Source organism: Methylobacterium sp. WL1 (assembly GCF_008000895.1).
In the GTDB taxonomy this organism is placed as follows: Bacteria; Pseudomonadota; Alphaproteobacteria; order Rhizobiales; family Beijerinckiaceae; genus Methylobacterium.
In genome coordinates, this window is the sequence record NZ_CP042823.1 from 4648690 (window position 1) to 4665000 (window position 16311).

General features: G+C 71.1%; 14 protein-coding genes and 1 pseudogene (1 of these 15 only partly in view). 7 read left to right on the forward strand and 8 right to left on the reverse strand.

Going from position 1 to position 16311, the window contains the following annotated elements:
* Positions 1-120: 120 nt before the first annotated feature.
* Entirely contained in the window at positions 121-1131 is a 1011-nt protein-coding gene (locus tag FVA80_RS22700) for a GlxA family transcriptional regulator (protein ID WP_246692091.1), read from the forward strand.
* Positions 1132-1227: 96 nt separating this feature from the next.
* Here the strand turns inward: FVA80_RS22700 and FVA80_RS22705 are convergent, their stop codons facing one another.
* From FVA80_RS22705 to FVA80_RS22725, 5 genes and pseudogenes are all read right to left on the reverse strand, one after another.
* A complete protein-coding gene (locus tag FVA80_RS22705; RefSeq protein ID WP_147907413.1) occupies positions 1228-3390 on the reverse strand; it encodes a molybdopterin oxidoreductase family protein in 2163 nt (720 codons plus the stop codon).
* A 336-nt stretch (positions 3391-3726) separates the two neighbouring features.
* Positions 3727-3945, reverse strand: a complete 219-nt coding sequence (locus FVA80_RS22710) for a hypothetical protein (RefSeq protein WP_147907414.1) — start codon at positions 3943-3945, stop codon at positions 3727-3729.
* Positions 3942-4604, reverse strand: a complete 663-nt coding sequence (locus FVA80_RS22715) for an acyl-homoserine-lactone synthase (RefSeq protein ID WP_147907415.1) — start codon at positions 4602-4604, stop codon at positions 3942-3944. The genes FVA80_RS22710 and FVA80_RS22715 overlap by 4 nt, the downstream gene beginning before the upstream one ends.
* 87 nt (positions 4605-4691) lie before the next feature.
* The gene (locus tag FVA80_RS22720; RefSeq protein WP_147907416.1) at positions 4692-5423 is read right to left on the reverse strand and encodes a LuxR family transcriptional regulator; all 732 of its coding nucleotides are present in this window, start codon (positions 5421-5423) and stop codon (positions 4692-4694) included.
* Between the two features lie 156 nt (positions 5424-5579).
* Positions 5580-6168 (reverse strand): annotated as a pseudogene (locus FVA80_RS22725) (DNA-3-methyladenine glycosylase).
* A 341-nt stretch (positions 6169-6509) separates the two neighbouring features.
* Between FVA80_RS22725 and FVA80_RS22730 the strand changes: the two are divergent.
* Positions 6510-8240 (forward strand): adenylate/guanylate cyclase domain-containing protein, encoded by a 1731-nt coding sequence (locus FVA80_RS22730; protein WP_187193481.1) that lies wholly within the window; start codon positions 6510-6512, stop codon positions 8238-8240.
* Between the two features lie 51 nt (positions 8241-8291).
* Here FVA80_RS22730 and FVA80_RS22735 read toward each other — a convergent pair whose 3' ends face one another.
* Positions 8292-9554 carry an MFS transporter gene (locus tag FVA80_RS22735; protein ID WP_147907418.1) on the reverse strand — a complete coding sequence of 421 codons (1263 nt, stop codon included), beginning with the start codon at positions 9552-9554 and terminating at the stop codon, positions 8292-8294.
* 94 nt (positions 9555-9648) lie between these two features.
* Here FVA80_RS22735 and gcvA point away from each other — a divergent pair, with 94 nt between their 5' ends.
* A complete protein-coding gene (gene gcvA / locus FVA80_RS22740) occupies positions 9649-10536 on the forward strand; it encodes a transcriptional regulator GcvA (protein WP_147907419.1) in 888 nt (295 codons plus the stop codon).
* Between the two features lie 167 nt (positions 10537-10703).
* Positions 10704-12845, forward strand: coding sequence for a helicase-related protein (locus tag FVA80_RS22745; RefSeq protein WP_147907420.1), 2142 nt, complete (start codon positions 10704-10706; stop codon positions 12843-12845).
* Here the strand turns inward: FVA80_RS22745 and FVA80_RS22750 are convergent.
* Entirely contained in the window at positions 12842-13036 is a 195-nt protein-coding gene (locus FVA80_RS22750) for a hypothetical protein (protein ID WP_348642416.1), read from the reverse strand. The two genes, FVA80_RS22745 and FVA80_RS22750, sit on opposite strands and share 4 nt — an antisense overlap.
* Before the next feature lie 586 nt (positions 13037-13622).
* The gene (locus FVA80_RS22755) at positions 13623-14330 is read right to left on the reverse strand and encodes an FCD domain-containing protein (protein WP_147907421.1); all 708 of its coding nucleotides are present in this window, start codon (positions 14328-14330) and stop codon (positions 13623-13625) included.
* Between the two features lie 137 nt (positions 14331-14467).
* Between FVA80_RS22755 and FVA80_RS22760 the strand changes: the two genes are divergently transcribed.
* The 3 genes from FVA80_RS22760 to FVA80_RS22770 form a co-directional block, all read left to right on the forward strand.
* Complete coding sequence (locus FVA80_RS22760) at positions 14468-14881, forward strand: transposase (protein WP_147941957.1); 414 nt, start codon at positions 14468-14470, stop codon at positions 14879-14881.
* Positions 14878-15225, forward strand: a complete 348-nt coding sequence (gene tnpB, locus FVA80_RS22765) for an IS66 family insertion sequence element accessory protein TnpB (protein ID WP_091928781.1) — start codon at positions 14878-14880, stop codon at positions 15223-15225. Before FVA80_RS22760 ends, tnpB begins: the two co-directional genes overlap by 4 nt.
* A gap of 111 nt (positions 15226-15336) precedes the next feature.
* On the forward strand, positions 15337-16311 hold the 5' portion of the coding sequence (locus FVA80_RS22770; protein ID WP_147910971.1) for an IS66 family transposase. The gene runs 633 nt beyond the window's last position; the window shows 975 of its 1608 coding nt (coding positions 1-975); its start codon is at positions 15337-15339; the stop codon falls past the right edge of the window.

The following is a 16311-nucleotide window of genomic DNA, read 5'->3' on the forward strand; positions in this document are numbered from 1 at the left end:
ACGGGCGCGGAGCTGCGAGGCCGGGCATAGGATCGGGATCTCGGTCGAACGGGAAGGCGACCGTGAGCATGACGCGCTCGGGCGGTTGCGCTTGACCGGGAGAGACGCTTTCTTGCACGGATGAGCCAAACCAGCGACGCGATGCCGGATCCGGGCGGCCCGGCCCCGGGGGATCGGCCGCAGGAGATCGGCTTCCTGCTGGTCCCGGGCTTCGGGTTGCTGTCGTTCGCCTCGGCCTGCGAGCCCTTCCGGGCGGCCAACGATCTCGCCGGCCGGGTCCTCTACCGGCTGCGCTACTTCGGCGAGGCCGGAGGCCGGGTCGCCTCGTCCTCGGGGGCGGAGGTCCCGACCGAGGAGCTGCCGCGCGAGCGCGGGCGCCTGGACACGGTCTTCGTCTGCGCGGGCGGCGACCCGACCGAGTGGGACAGGCCGGCGATCCATGCCGGGTTGCGGCGCATGGCCCGGTTCGGCGTCCGCGTCGGCGGTATATCGGGCGGCCCCTACCTGATGGCCGCGGCGGGGCTGCTGGCGGAGCGCGCCTTCACGATTCACTGGGAATACGCCGGCGCCACGGTCGAGGCGTTTCCGGACGCGCGCCTCACGCGGGCGCGCTTCGTCGCCGATGCCGACCGCCTGACCTGCGGCGGCGGGGTCGCCCCCCTCGACATGGCGCACACGCTGATCGCCGCGCGCCTGGGGGCGGCCTTCGCGCGCCGCATCTCGGACTGGTTCCTACACATTGCGGTGGGCGCCGCCGACGACCCGCAGCGCGCCTCCGCGGCGGAGCGGTACGGCATCCACCACCCGGCCCTGCTCGCCGTCCTCGAAACGATGGAGACGACCGTCGAAGCGCCGCTCACCCGCCGGGCCATGGCCCGCCTCGCCGCGGTCAGCGCGCGCCACCTCGACCGCCTCTTCCGCGAGAAGTGCGGCCTGAGCTTCTCGGCCCAGTACCGCGCCATCCGCCTCGCCCACGGCCGGCGGCTGCTGCGCCAGAGCCCGCTTGCGATCGGGGAGATCGCGACCGCCTGCAGCTTCTCGAGCGCCGCCCACTTTTCCCGCAGCTACCGGGCCCAGTTCGGGTGCAGCCCGTCCTCGGACCGGCGCACGGCGCCCGAGCGCGTGGCCTGAGCCCGGGCGGCGCGCCGAGCGCACCTTACAAAACGCCCGATCACCGGGCGTCCCCCTCTGCACGAGACAGCGCAGAGGGCGTTTTGCGCGGGGCTCTCAGTTCGCGCGCGCGACCTCGACGAGGTTGTCCGAGAACGACGGGGCGTGGCCCATGTCGGTGAAGGCCCCCGACGCGATGCTGTTGACCGTGCCCTCGTTGAGCTGGCGCCAGTAGCCCAGCGTCGCGACCACGATCCCGGCCCTCACGTCGTCGGTGATGCGCGCCACGCCCTTGAAGGCGCCGCGGTCGTTGCCGACCTGCACGCGGTCGCCGTCCCGGATGCCACGCGCGTCGGCATCGTGCTGGCTGATCATCACGAACTGCTCGCCCTGGCCCTTCTGCTTGTCCTCCATGTTGGCGTAGCAGGAGTTCAGGAAGTAGTGGCTCTTGGGCGAGACGATGTTCAGCGGGAAGCGCTTGGCCAGCTCCGGGTCGTTGGTGTGGGACTCGCGCGGGCCGAGGTAGTCGGGCAGCGGGTCGAGCGCCTCGCCGGGCTGGAAGCCCTCGTACATCTGCCGGAACGGCGGCGCGACGAAGTTCGTGGCACCCTCGACCTTGAGCATGCACTTGCCGGTCGGCGTCGGGAAGTTGCCCTCCCGGTGGGGCGCCCGGTCGTCCGGCGTCCCGACCTTGAGGCGGGCGAAGCCGTGCTCGCGCATGTAGGCGAGGTCGATGCCCTCGCAGGCCGGCGACGACCAGTCGACGTAGTGCTCCAGGCACTCGCTGTCCGACCACTTGAAGTTCTCGTCCTCGTAGCCGAGGCGGGCGGCGAGCTGGCGGAAGATCTCGTTGTTCGGGATCGCCTCGCCGGGCGCGTCCGCGCACTTGGTGTTGTAGGTGAGATAAAGGTGACCCCAGGAGAGGATCATGTCCTCCATCTCGGCGCCCATCGTCGCCGGGAGAACGATGTCGGCGTAGGAGGCGGTGTCCGAGATGAAGTGCTCGGCCGAGACCATGAACAGGTCCTCGCGCATCAGCCCCTCGACGATCTTGTCGGTCTCGGGCGCCTGCGTGACCGGGTTCGAGTTCCAGCACATCATTGACATGATCGGCGGGTCGAGCTGCATCTCGCCGGTGAGCGCGCGCCCGATCTGCAGGTTCGAGACCACGCGGGTGCCCTCGGGGATCAGATCAGGGCGGCACATCACGTCGAACTTGTAGGGGTGCTCCCAGACGCCGAACTGGGTGACGCCGCCGCCAACGTGGCGCCATGCGCCGGTGAGCGCCGGGATGCAGGTCACCGCCCGGATGGTCTGGCCGCCGCCGTAATGCCGCTCCAGCGCCACGCCCATGCGGATGCCGACGGGCTGCTCGGTGACCATCTCGTAGGCGAGCTTGCGGATGTCCTCGGCCGGGACGCCGGTGATCTCGGCAGCCCATTCCGGCGTGCGGGTGCTGGCCCGCTCCTTCAGCTCCTCGAAGCCGACCGTGTAATTGTCGACGTAATCCTGATCGACGAGGCCCTGCGCGATGATCGCATTGATCAGCGCCATGGCCAGCGCCCCGTCGGTGCCGGGCTTGGGCGCGATATGCCAGTCGGCCGCCTTGGCGGTGCGCGACGCGTAGGTGTCGATCACGACGACCTTGGCGCCCTTCTTCTGCGCGTCCTTGACGATGGCCCAGTGGTGCAGGTTCGTCGAGACCGAGTTGCAGGCCCAGATCACGATGTACTTGGAGTGGATGTAGCTGTCCGGGTCGAGGCCAGCGGTCGGCCCGACCGTGAGCAGCCACGCGGTACACGAGCCCTCGCCGCAGAAGGTGCGCTCGGTCACGGTGGCGCCCATGCGGTTGAAGAACGCGTCGCCGCCATTCAAGCCATGCACGAGGCCCTGGTTGCCGAGGTAGCTGTAGGGCGCGATGGCCTCCGGCCCGTACTGGTCGATGATCGCCTTCCAGCGGGTGACGATGGTGTCGAGGGCCTCGTCCCAGGTGATGCGCGCGAACTGCTTCGAGCCCTTCGGGCCGACCCGCTTCATCGGGTAGAGCAGCCGGTCCGGATGGTAGTGGCGCTTCTCGTAGTCCTTCAGCTTCACGCAGAGACCGCCGCGGGTCATCGGATGGTCCGGGTTGCCGCGCACGCCGAGCAGTTCCCCGTCCTTAACCTCGAAGATCATCGAGCAGGTGTCCGGGCAATCGTGGGGGCAGCCGCCGAAGAAGGTCTGGGTCAGGCTCTCCGCCTTGGCGACGAGCAGGGAGTCGGGCTTGACGATCTCGTTCATGGTTCCTCCACGGCCGAGCGTTTCGCTTTATTGTTCTAGCGAGCCGGCTCAGCGCAGAGGCAGGATGCACTGGAGTGCGAATAATTCCAAATTCTAGTCCCTGGTGAGGGCGCATCGGCGTGCGTTCGTCGTGTGGACCACGGTGTCGCGGCGCGGGCGTGCGGGGGTCGGTCGCGGAACGTCTGCTCCGGGGCGAAAAGCCGGGGGCCACTTGCCACCCCTGGCCGAGATCGCGGTGGGAACCGAGCCTCCGACTTCGACCACACGGCTGCGGCGCCGCGCGGGCAACGACGGGGGCGGGACCGTCGGCCGCTTAAAACCCCCGCCCCCGCGCCCTCAATGCAGCGTGTCGTCCAGGCAGGTTTCGCCCCCGACGTCGCGGGCCAGCGCCCGGCCGACATGCTCCACCAGCGGGCGCAGGGCGGCCAGGAGACCCGGGTCGCCGATCTCCTCGGCGGCCCGCCACATCTCGATCGCGTGGTGGCCCAGGCGCACGATCGCCGGGTCCTCGCCCTCGCGCCCGCAGGCCTCGTCCAGGATGTCCGAAATGCTCATGCGTGCAGCCTCCGCTCGGCGGGCACGGACGGGCGGATCGCCTGCGTGCGGGGGGCGTGCGGGGGCGCGGCGTCGAGGCCGAAGAACCGGCGCGACTCCGCGACCGTGTCGGGCGTCAGCCGGGCGTAGACCGCCAGGATGGAATGGCCCTGATAGGTCGTCGGCAGCCCGAGGGGCTCCACGTCCCAGCCGCAGGACATCAGCCGATTGACCAGGATCGGGTGCGTCTGCGCCAGCAGGCCGTCGAGGCCGCGCGCCCGCGCCACCTCGGCCGCCGCGATGAAGATCCCGGCGGTGGCCGGGTCGATGCGGCTGGTGCGGCCCTCGCGCCGGGACGGCAGCGTCCCGCACCGGGTCCACTCGTACACCGCCGCGCCCCGGGGCGCCGGGGCGCGCTCGGCGAGGTGCGGGTAGACCTCCGTGAGCAGATGCGGCCGGGTCGTCGGCAGCAGCCGCGTGTAGGCGGTCACGGCCGCGCCCTCCAGGTAGGCCAGGTGGATGCAGCCGGGGCCGTCGAACTGGTCGATCTCGCGGCCGTCGGGCCGGCGGCAGGCCTCCCAGTTCAGCCGCTCCACGAACAGGGCGTGCCGGAACCGGTAGATCTTGTCCATCAGATCGCCGTGCCGGGAAATATTGTCGTCGTCGATCACAACAACCATGGATCACTTCCCCCTTTGGGGGCGTGATGCCGGGTGGCGGGTCCGAAAGAGCCTCGTAAATTTACGAGGTCGGCGGCCGCCCCGGGGTCAGGCTATGATGCCCTGCCGCATGGCCTCGGCGACGCATTGGACGCGGTTGACCGCGTCGAGCTTGCGGGCGGCGTTCTTGAGGTGGAACTCCACGGTCCGCTGCGACGTGCTCAGGATCTCGGAGGCCTCCCAGCTGGTCTTGCCGGCCGCGGTCCAGCGCAGGCACTCGATCTCCCGCGCGGTGAGCCGGGGCGCCTTGCGCGCCGGGCTGCGGCCGCCCTCGCGGATCAGGGTCTCGGCCCGCTGGTAGGCGTAGATCGACACGAGGTGCAGCGCCGCCTTGGCGTCGTCCGACAGGTCGAGCCGGTCCGCCCCGAAGCTGACGCCGCCCCCCGGGCCGGACAGGTGATGGATCGGGACGCAGAACCCCTGCGTCAGCCCGAACTCGGTCGCCTCGCCCATCACCCGGGCGGCCCCGGCCTCGTCGGCCCGGTAGGGCGCCTCCCGCCACAGGAACGGCTCGGTGGTGCGCCGGACATGGTTCGCGACCGGGTCGATCCGCAGGTAGTCCCGGTCGAAATAGCGCTTCCGCCAGCCCTCCGGCCAGGCCGGCACCAGGGCGCAGCCCTGCGTGGAGATCGCGTGCTCCGCCGGCAGGTTGGTGATGATGAAGGCGTCGTAGCCGAAATACGCGCCGGCCGACCGCATCTCGCGCAGGATGTCCGGGATCCGCGCGGCCTGCTTGAGACGGCCGACGATCTCGAAGGCCTTGTGGCTATCCTGGCTCACGGAACGTCCGAATGCTTGCGGAGTAAAATTTATCCGACCTGTAGTTGTAGCAATGTCAGTCTCCCGCGAAGAAACCTATACATGAGGTTGCGCTACCGGCCAAGCGTGCGGGGGCGGCCGCGACGGTCCGTGCGGTTCCACCGGGGCCGCCGGGTCTCAGGCCGGCGGCGCGCTCCCCGCGGTCCGCCGCGCCGGCCGGCTGACGAACCGGGATCCGGCGAGCAAAAGCGCCAGGGCGTCTCGGCGCCGCGGGTGATCCCGATGCGGCGGTCCGCCGCGACCGCGACGGCCTGCGCCCGGGCTCGAACCGGAACGGCGCCTCCGCCACCGGCAGGCCATCCAGCGCGCCGGTGACCCCGAGGGCCTGGCACAGCCGGCCGGGTCCGGCGCAGAGCAGAAGCGGATCGTCCGTGCCGCGCCGGGCCGCCATGGCGTCCTGGCCCTCGGTCGGCTCGATCGCCCGCAGCAGCACCGCGCTGCCCGGCTCGCAGACCAGGTTCAGGCACCAGTGCAGCCCGTAGGACCGGTAGACGTAGACGTGCCCGGGCGGCCCGAACATGCTGGCGTTGCGGCGGGTCGGGCCCGCGAAGCTGTGGGAGGCCGGGTCGGTCCGGTCGTAGGCTTCCGTCTCGACGATGAGCCCGCCCGCCGCGCCGACCCAGAGCCGCGCGCCGATCAGCTCCGCCGCCACCGCGGCGGCGTTCCGGGCGAAGAACAAGGCGGGCTTCGGATCGACGGGGGTCATGCTGGGCGTGTCATGCCGGAAGTGTCATCTGGATGGTGTCAGCCAGCCGGGCAAGGCCGGGCGGTCCGTTGGGTTGACGTTCCGCCGGCATCCGGGTCCGGCCCCGCAGACTTCGTGGACGTGGCGGATGGGCCGCGCACTTCTTCGTCGATCCCCGGCCGACGGCAATGCCTTTTTCGTTCGCTTCGAAGGGACCGCGAAGTCTGTCGGGCGGCCTCCGCTCCGGTCCCGACCCGAAATTCGCCCGCACGTAGAAAGACAGCGGAGGCCGCGGACGCGGTTTGCTGGTACGACAGGCCGGCCAGACCGGGCCCGCTGCCGATCTCGTCGGACCTCCCAGCATGACGCGCACCTCGTCGATCGCGACGCTCCGAACCCCCGCCGGGGGTTTGCCGGCCGCCCCGATCCCGCTGCGCGCCCGGGTCCGGCCCGTCCTCGGCGTCCGCCGCCTGCGCCTCGGCAGCGGTCTGGTGCTGTTCGCCTACATCCTGACCCACCTGACCAACCATGCCCTCGGCAACGTCTCCCTCGACGCCATGGAGGACGGCCTCGATATCGCTTCCGCCCTGTGGCTCAACCCGCTGGGCCTGGCGCTGCTCTACGGCGCCCTGCTGATCCACCTGCTGCTCGGGCTCCAGGGCCTCTACGTGGCCCGCTACTTCCGCTGGCGGCCCGGCGAGGTGGTCCAGATGGTCTCCGGCCTGCTGATCCCGCCGCTGCTCATCAGCCACGTCGCGGGCACCCGGATCGCCTTCGCCACCGAGGGCCTCGACAAGGGCTACGCGCAGGAACTCTACGCCTTCTGGGTCGCCGCGCCGCAGCAGGGCGCGATGCAGGCGGCGATGCTGGTCATCGCCTGGATCCACGGCTGCTCCGGCCTGTATTTCTGGCTCCGTCTGAAGCCCGCCTTCGGGCGCGCCGCCCCCTGGCTGCTGGCGGTGGCGGTGCTGGTGCCGGTCCTCGCCCTGCTCGGCTTCGCGCAGGGCGGCCGGACGATCGCTGCGCTCGCCCAGGACCCGGCCTGGCGCGCCGTGGCGCTCCAGCCGGTCCATGTCGGACTGCCCGACCAGGTGGCGCGGCTCGCCGCCATCCGGAACGGGATGCTGCTGACCTATGCCGGCCTGGTGGCCGCCGTGATCGCGGCCCGCGGGGTCCGGACCCTGGCGGAGATCAAGCGCGGGACGATCCGGCTGCGCTATCCCGGCGGCCGCGTGGTCCGGGTACCTCACGGCACCAGCGTGCTGGAGGCGAGCCGGCGCAACCGGATCCCGCATGCCAGCGTCTGCGGCGGCCGGGGCCGGTGTTCCACCTGCCGAATCCGCGTGCTCGACGGCAGCGACCGCACGCCCCCCGCGGGCCGGGCCGAGCGCGCCGTGCTGGAGCGGATCGCCGCCGGGCCGGGGGTGCGCCTCGCCTGCCAGTTCCGGCCCGAGGCCGACCTCGCCGTGGTGCCGCTGTTCCCGCTGCCGCCGCCGGTGCGGCAGGCGGATCTGCTCGACCGGGCGCAATCCGGCGAGGAGCGCTTCATCGTGGCGATGTTCGTCGACCTGCGCGGCTCGACCCGGCTCGCCGAGGAGCGGCTGCCCTACGACACGGTGTTCATCATCAACCGCTTCCTGGGCGCGGTCGGCGACGCGGTGCGGGAGGCCGGCGGCTCGACCAACCAGTTCCTGGGCGACGGCCTGCTGGCCCTGTTCGGCCTCGAGACCGAACCCGAGCCGGCGGCGCGCGACGCGCTCCGGGCGGTGGAGCTCGTGGCCGAGCACGTCGCCACCCTGAACGAGCTCCTGGCCGCGGACCTGGAGCACACCCTCCGGTACGGGATCGGCGTGCATGCCGGCCTGGCGATCGTCGGCGAGATGGGCGACGCCACCGACGCCCGCTTCACCGCGCTCGGCGACACCGTCAACGTCGCCTCGCGCCTGCAGGGCCTGACCAAGGTTTTAGGCTGCATCGCTGTGGTCTCGGAGGCGGTCTACCGCGCCGCCAAGGCCACGCCGACGGCGATCCGGGAGATCCCGGTGGAGGGCCGATCCGAGCCGGTCCGGGTGAGCACGCTCGGGGTGCTCTGAGCCGCCGGGGTGTTCACGGATCGGTGCCATCTGGCACGGTGAGAAACCCCATCAGCACCGCTGGGCCGCCCTCCCCCCGGCCAGATGCCGGGACAGGGCCAGCATGAGCGGCACCACGGCGAGCGCCGTCACGGCAGCCGCCACCGCGGCCCAATGGGGGCCGGCCGCGTCCCCGAGCCGGCCATAGAGCAGCGGGGCCGCCAGCGCGCTGCCCCCGAGCGTGCAGGTGTAGAACACCGCGAACGCCCGCTCGACCCGGCCGCCCGGGGCGAGTTCCGGCACCGTGCCGTACAGGACCGACGAGGTGCCGTTCAGCATCACTCCGAGCAGCGGCAGCAGGATCAGCGCGGGCACGAGCGGCAGGGCGATCACCGCCAGGATCGTGGCCGCGGTCCCGGTCTCGGTCAGCAGCACGGTCCGGGTCACGCGGAAGCGCTCCCCGAGCCGGCCGCAGACGGCCTTGCCGAGCGCGCCGCCGATGAACACCAGCGAGAGCGCGAGCCCCACGGTGGTCAGGGCCGCGCCCTTCTCCTGCAGCAGGAACGGCAGGTAGAGCAGGAAGGCGGGGCGCGCGGCGTTGTCGAGGGTGCCGATGGCGACGAGCAGCCCGAAGCCGGGCCGCGCCTCCGTCCCGTCGCCCCCCCGCGCGGGACCCGGGGCGGTCCGGGATGGCGCGCCGCGTGAGGCGGGATCACGCGGCAGCCAGCGGCCGACGCCGAGCGCGACCGCGACGCCCAGCCCGGCGATCACCCAGAGCGCCGTTCGCCAGCCCGACAGGGTCAGCAGGAAGCCGACCAGCGGCGGCACGGCCGCCTTCCCGAGGTCGCCGGCGAAGTTGTAGGTGCCGAGCGGCCCCCGCGCGGCGGCCCCGTAGGCCCGGGCGATCACCGTCGAGGCGAGCGGATGCTGCGTGCTGCTGCCCGCGCCGCCGAGCAGCAGGCCGGCGCAGAGGCCGATCAGGCCCCCCGACGCCCCGGCGAGTGCGTAGCCGCCGGCGCTGAGCAGCGTGCCGAGGACCAGGACGGTGCGGGCACCGAGCGACTGGGCGAGCCGGCTCGCCGGCATCTGCAGGGCGGCGAGCGCGCCGTTATAGAGCGAGCGCAGCAGCGCCAGCGCGACGTAGTCGAGGCCGAACTCCGCCTGCCAGACCGGCAGCAGCACGTAGATCAAGTCGGTGTAGCCGTCGTGGAGGGCGTGGTTGACCCCGGTGACCACGAGGATGCGCTTGTCCTGGATGCGCTTGTCCTCGATGCGCTTGGCCGTCCGGTCCGGGGCGTCGTCCAGCGAGGCGGTGAGCTCCGATGCGCGGGCCATCTGCTTCCCTTGGTGGTTCCATCGCAGGATGCGGGTCTCGCGCCCGGCTGACAAACGACTTATGCTGACGCTCGCGTGAGGAAATCTGACAGACATGCATCGCCGCCTGCCGCCCCTCAACGCCCTCAGGGCCTTCGAGGCGGCGGCCCGTCACGCGAGCTTCACCCGCGCCGCCGAGGAGCTGCGCGTGACCCACGGAGCCGTGAGCCGGCACGTGCAGATGCTCGAAGGCTGGCTCGGCGTGCCGCTGTTCGAGCGTCACAACCGGCGCGTGGTGCTCACCGAGGCCGGGCAGAGCTACGCCGCCGAGATCGGCGCCGCCCTCGACCGCGTCGCCCTGGCCACCGCCCGCCAGGTCGAGCGCGGCCGGCCGCGCCTGCTGCACGTCAACGCGCTGGCCACCTTCACCCTGCGCTGGCTGATCCCGCGCCTGTCCGGCTTCCAGGTCGCCCACCCCGCCGTGGAAGTCCGGCTGACCACCTCCAACGTGCCCCTGGCCCACCTGGTGGACCCGTTCGACGTGGCGATCCGGGGCGGGCCGGATACGCGTCCCGGCCATATCGGGCAGCCGTTCCTGTCCGAGCGGCGCCTGCCGGTGTGCAGCCCGGCCCTGCTGCGGCGCCTGCCGCTCCACGAACCGGAACACCTGCGCCACCATACCCTCCTGCACGCGGCGACGCTCCCGGAGGTCTGGCCGCACTGGCTGCGGGCCGCCGGGGTGCCGGACCTGACGCCGCAGGCCTCGGTGACCCTGGAGCACTTCTACCTGACGCTGCAGGCCGCCCTCGACGGCCTCGGCGTCGCGATGGGCCCGGAGCGCCTGATCGCCGACGACGTGGCCGCCGGCCGCCTGACCCGCCCGTTCGCGGGCCCGTCGCTGCCGGCGCGGAGCTACTACACCTACGTACCCGAGACCCGGGCGGACGACCCGACCGTACGCGCCTTCTGCGCCTGGCTGACCGAGGCGGCGCACGACGCCTGAACACGGGACAGGAAGCGGGATGGCATCCGGAGCTATCCTGGCGCAAGAATGCTTGTCAGGCATAGATGTTTGTCAGGCATAGATGCTTGTTAGGCATAGATGCTTGTTAGGAATGCGTTCGACGGCGTCAGCGCCGACCGGCGGACGCCGCTGCCGAAGGTGAGTTCATGGCGCGCAAGCGTCTCCGCCCCACGATCGCGTATCTGTCCGAGGCCGTGGCGCGGCTCGGGCTCGCCCCGGATTCCGTCGACCTGGAAACCCTACGCGCCGATCTCGAGCTGCCCGATTTCGGCGCCGAGGTCGCGGACGAGCGGGTCGCCCAGGCGTTGCGCGACCGGCAGCGGGCCCGGGCCTTCGCCGAGACGGGCGTCCCGGCGGTCCGGAAGGCCATCCCCACCCTGAAGGCCGCGATCACCCGGGACCATCGGGTGATCTGGACCATCCGGATCGAGATCCCGCTGCTCGACAACGGCCGCATGGACCTCCGGATCGACATCGCCCCGGACCCGGCCGCCGCTGAGATCCTGGCGCGCATGGCGGCCCGGAACGATCCCGCCTACCGGGTCGAGGCCCTGCGGGCGGCCGTGACGGAGCGGGCGGCCGAGGCCGTCCGCAGCTTGGGCAAGCCGGTCGAGCGCCTGCGGGGGCAGATCATCCAGGACCTGCGCGAGGTCGGGGCCGATGCGGCCGCCTACATCGCCCACATGGACCGGTCGCTGCGGTCCCGGGTGTTCGCCTACGGGCCGAAGCTGGCACGCGCCCTGGTCGACGCGCTCACCCCCGTGCGCCGCCACGCCAAGGCGGTGGCGAGCGAGGGCTCGCGCCTGCGCCGCCTGCGCGATCAGGTCGGCTTCGGTGCCTATATCGAGCGCTTCGCCGCCGCCCGCCGGCTGAACCGGCGGATCCTGTTCCACATGGGCCCGACCAATTCCGGCAAGACCTACGCGGCCCTGCAGATGCTGACGGCGGCGCCGACGGGCACCTATCTGGCGCCGCTGCGGCTGCTCGCCCTGGAGAATTACGAGGCCCTGCGCGAGCGTGGGCTCCGGGCCGGGATGGTCACCGGCGAGGAGGTCTTGGGCGAGCCCGAGCCGACCCACACCGCCCGCACCATCGAGACCGCCGACCTGACCCGCCCCATCGATGTCGCGGTGATCGACGAGATCCAGATGCTGTCGGATCCCGACCGCGGCTGGGCCTGGACCAACGCCCTGTTCGGCGTGGCCGCCCGGACCGTGGTCGTGTGCGGTTCCGACGACGCCCTGTCGTACGTCCGCCGCGCCGCCGAGGCCGCGGGCGAGTCGCTGGAGGTGATCCCGTTCACCCGCAAGTCGCCGCTCCTGCTGCTCGACGAGGCGGTGCCCCTTGAGAAGGTCGAGCCGGGGGACGCGGTCGTGGCGTTCTCGCGCCGAGCCGTGCACGAGAACCGGGAGATCCTGGTCGCCCGCGGGCACCGGGTCGCGACGATCTACGGCGCCCTGTCGCCGGAGGTGCGCCGGGCCGAGGCCACCCGCTTCCGCACCGGCGAGGCCAACGTCCTGGTCACCACCGACGCGATCGGCATGGGGCTCAATCTCGGGCCGCTCCGGCGGATCGTGTTCTCGACCGTGCGCAAGTGGGACGGCGTGAAGGAGCGCGGGCTGACCAATTCCGAGATCCGCCAGATCGCCGGGCGGGCGGGCCGCTACGGGCACCAGGAGGTCGGCTACGTGGCGGCGACGGACGCGATCGCCGTCGAGCCGATCCGGGTCGCGTTGTCGGGCGCTCCCACGGCGCCGGCAGCGGACTCGCGCTTCTTCGTCCGGCCGGATCTCGGCGCGATCCGCTCCGTCGCCGCAGAGATGCAGACCCACAGCCTCCACGAGGTGCTGACGCACTTCGCCCGGGCGACCTTCTATGCCGGCTCGCCGTTCCAGCCCTCGGCTCTGGAGGAGATCCTGGAGGTCGCGCGGGTGGTCGACCGGGCGCGGTTGCCGATCGAGGAAAAGTTCGCCTTCTCGGTCTGCCCGATCAACCGGCGCGACGAGATCGCCATGGGCATGCTCGAACGCTGGAGCCAGGCCCGGGCGGCCGGCACCACGGTCCCGGCCCTGCGGGCGAACCTGACCGGGGAACTCGACTACCAGGAGCGGAGCGTCCGCCTGGCCAGCGCCTATCTATGGCTGTCACGCCGCTTCCCCGACACCTTCGACGACGTCGAGGCGATCCGGCACATGCGCAGCCGCGCCAACGACGCCATCGAGCAGCACCTGCGCGAGACCGCGACCCGCAAGGCCGAGCGCCGCACCCGCCGGGCGGGCACGCGCTAATCCGACCAGCGGTAACCGAGGCTGGCGATGACGGTCCGGCCGTTGCCGTAGAAGCAGCCCCCCGCAGCGAAGCAGGACGTGACACTGGTCCGGTCGAACAGGTTGGCGGCGTTCATCGAGACCTGCCAGCCCGCCAGCCCCGGATCGGCGGCGCCGAGTTCGTGGCGGACACCGATGTCCACCAGGGTCACGGGCGGCACCGAGAAGCTGTTGGCCGGGTCGCCGGCGCTCCGGCCAATGGCGCGGATCCCGCTGGCGAGACCCGGGCCACGATCCCAGGGACCGGATCCGTTCCCGTCATCCCGCGTCGCGTCACCGTAAGCACGGGCAGCGCGATCTCCGTGTCCGTGTCGCTTCGCGGAACCGCCGTGTTCGCCGATCGACCCGACGCGCGCATCGACCGCGCCCGGATCAATGGCGCAGAGCCGGAATGACCCTGCCCGTCCGCCCGGCTACGCCTCCGTCTGGTGCCGGGAAATGAACGCGTTGCTCGCAGGCGGCGACCCCTTCGTGCCGATCTATGACGGGCGCCGGCACGACGAAGCGCAGGACGACCGGGTCGTGCGCGGCCTCTAGCTGAAACGGAACAAGAAAGCCCTGGGCGGGCGCTGCCGCGCATTGATCGTCGTCGAGCCAGACCCGGAGGGCCGCCACGCCCTTTTCCAGCGTGATCCGCGCGTTCGGCACGCGCCAGGCCGCATGCGCCAACGATCGCGAAGCCGTCGCACTGGCTAGGCAGACCCTGGACACGGTGGGCTGATCGGAGCCGCAGCGCGCTCAGGCCCCGGCGGTCTCGATACGCCCGAGCGCATCGAGAATCGGGCCGACGATCGCCCGGGCCGCCTCCGCCGCACCCGCTTCGTCCCGTTTCCGGATCGCATCGACCACCCGGCGATGGGCGGCGAGGTCGGGCTCGGGCAAGGCCCTGTCGGCGAGCGCCGTGCTTGTACTGCCGTGCAACGACAAGGCGAAATAGCGGTAGAGTTCCGCGAGCGCGGCGTTGTCGCCGCATTGCGCAACCGCGACATGGAAGGCGATGTCGCGCTCGATGAAGGCAGCGAGGTCCCCATCCTGGGGACGGTCTCCGCGTGCTTCCAGCAAGGTTTCGAGCCGCGCCACGTCATCGTCGTTCCGTCGCGCCGCCGCCCGGCGGGCCGCCTCGGTCTCGAGAAGCGCACGCAACTCGAAATGGTCGCGCAGACTCGCATGGGCGACCCGGCGCATGACCTCCGCCGGATCGACGTTGAGGCGGACATAGGTTCCGTCCCCCTGACGCACCTCCAGCACCTGGGCATGAGAGAGAACCCGCACGGCCTCCCGCACCGTATTCCGCCCGACCTGCAGCATCGCGGCGAGTTCCGCCTCCTTCGGGATGCGCGCCCCGACCTTCCAGCGGCCGGTCTCGTTCTGCGTGCGGATGAGATCGATCGCCGAATCGACCAGCGAGCGGCGGGCGGCCTGAGGCAGATTCGAGGTTGAGGGCATGCGCTCAGCTTCATGCCGGGATGCGGGATCATCGTGCGCATCCGGCGAAGGCCGCCTTGTTTGGAGGTTTATCGGCGTCCAGCTTTTCGGTGATCTGATCCGGCATCGGTGCTGGCATCGGTGCTGGAGATGCTCGGATGGACGATGCGACCTACGTCCGGCGCCGCCGCTGGAGTCCTCAAGAGAAGCGCGCTGTCGTGACGGAGTCCGTGACCAGCGGCAACGTGATCGCGACGGCCAAGCGCCACGGCATCCAGGCGCAGCAGATCTATCGCTGGCGTGAACGGCTGGAGGCGCGGCCGGCCTGTGGCGCTTTCCTGGCTGTGGCGGTCGCGTCGGATCCAGGGCCGTCCAGTCCGGCACCGCTGTCGGCACCGGTGCCGGCATCGCTGCTGGATGACACGAGCAGGGATCGGGATCCGACATCGCGGCCGGAGCGGTCGCCGCGGGTTGAGATCGTGCTGTCCGCCGGGCGCCGGATCATCGTCGAAGGCGGCGTCGAGGTCGACGCGGTGCTTGCGTTGGCGCGGGGCCTTGAGGGCTTTCGATGATCCCGGTTCCGCTTGGGGTGAAGGTCTGGCTTGCCACTGGCCACACCGATATGCGGAAGGGGTTCGCCTCACTGGCGCTGTTGGCGCAGGAGGTGTTGAAGCGTGATCCGCTCGGCGGCCACGTCTTTTGCTTCCGCGGGCGCCGGGGCGATCTCTTGAAGGTAATCTGGCACGACGGGCAGGCGGCGAGCCTCTACGTGCGACGGCTTGAGAAGGGCCGCTTCCTATGGCCCTCGCCAGCCGACGGGGTCGTCGCGATCACGCCCGCACAGATGGGTTATCTGCTCTCCGGGATCGACTGGCGCAATCCGGTGGAGACCTGGCGTCCGACGGTGATCGGATAGGCCTTTTTGCTTGCGTTTGCAGGAGGATGTGATTCCCTCACCGTCGTGAGCGCCGCCCCTTCATCGCCGACTTCGCCCTCGCTTCCCGCCAATCTGGCGGCGGCTCATGCGATGATCCTCAGCGAGCGCCAGGCCAGGATCGAGGCACAGACTGCAGCGTCCCACGCCGTCGCCGAAGCGCTGAAGGCAAAGGCCGCGGCGTCCTCCACCGAAGCGATGATCGCCCACCTCAAGCTGATGATCCAGAAGCTCAGGCGCGAGCTCTACGGCCAGCGATCGGAGCGCACGGCGCGGCTCATCGACCAAATGGAACTGCAGCTTGAGGAGCTGGAGGCCAAGGCTACGGAGGACGAACTCTCGGCAGAGGCTGCGGCGCTGCAGGCCTCGTTGCCGGCTCCGGCGCTACGCCGCCGTCCATCACGCAAGGCGTTCCCGGAACATCTTCCGCGCGAGCGGGTCGTGATCGCAGCGCCTTCGTCGTGCCCGTGCTGCGGCTCCATGAAGCTGTCGAAGCTCGGCGAGGACGTCACCGAGACCCTGGAGGTGATCCCACGCCAGTGGAAGGTGATCCAGACGGTCCGGGAGAAGTTCACCTGCCGCGCGTGCGAGGCCATCTCGCAACCGCCGGCGCCCTTCCATGTGACCCCACGCGGCTTCGTCGGGCCGAACCTGCTGGCCATGGTGCTGTTTGAGAAGTTCGGTCAACATCAACCACTGAACCGCCAAAGCGAGCGCTACGGCCGCGAAGGCATCGAACTCTCCGTCTCGACGCTCGCCGACCAGGTTGGCGCGGCAACGGCAGCGCTGGCGCCGTTGCATGAGCGGATCGCCAGGCACGTGATGACGGCCGAAAGGCTGCACGCCGACGACACCACAGTGCCGATCCTGGCCAAAGGCAAAACCGATACGGGCCGGATCTGGACCTATGTCCGCGACGACAGGCCCTTTGGCGGCGCCGATCCGCCGGCGGCGCTCTACTTCGCCTCGCGCGACCGGCGGCACGAGCATCCGGACGCGCACCTCGCGGCATGGTCCGGCATCCTCCAGGCCGACGCCTATGGCGGCTACAACGGGCTCTATGATCCC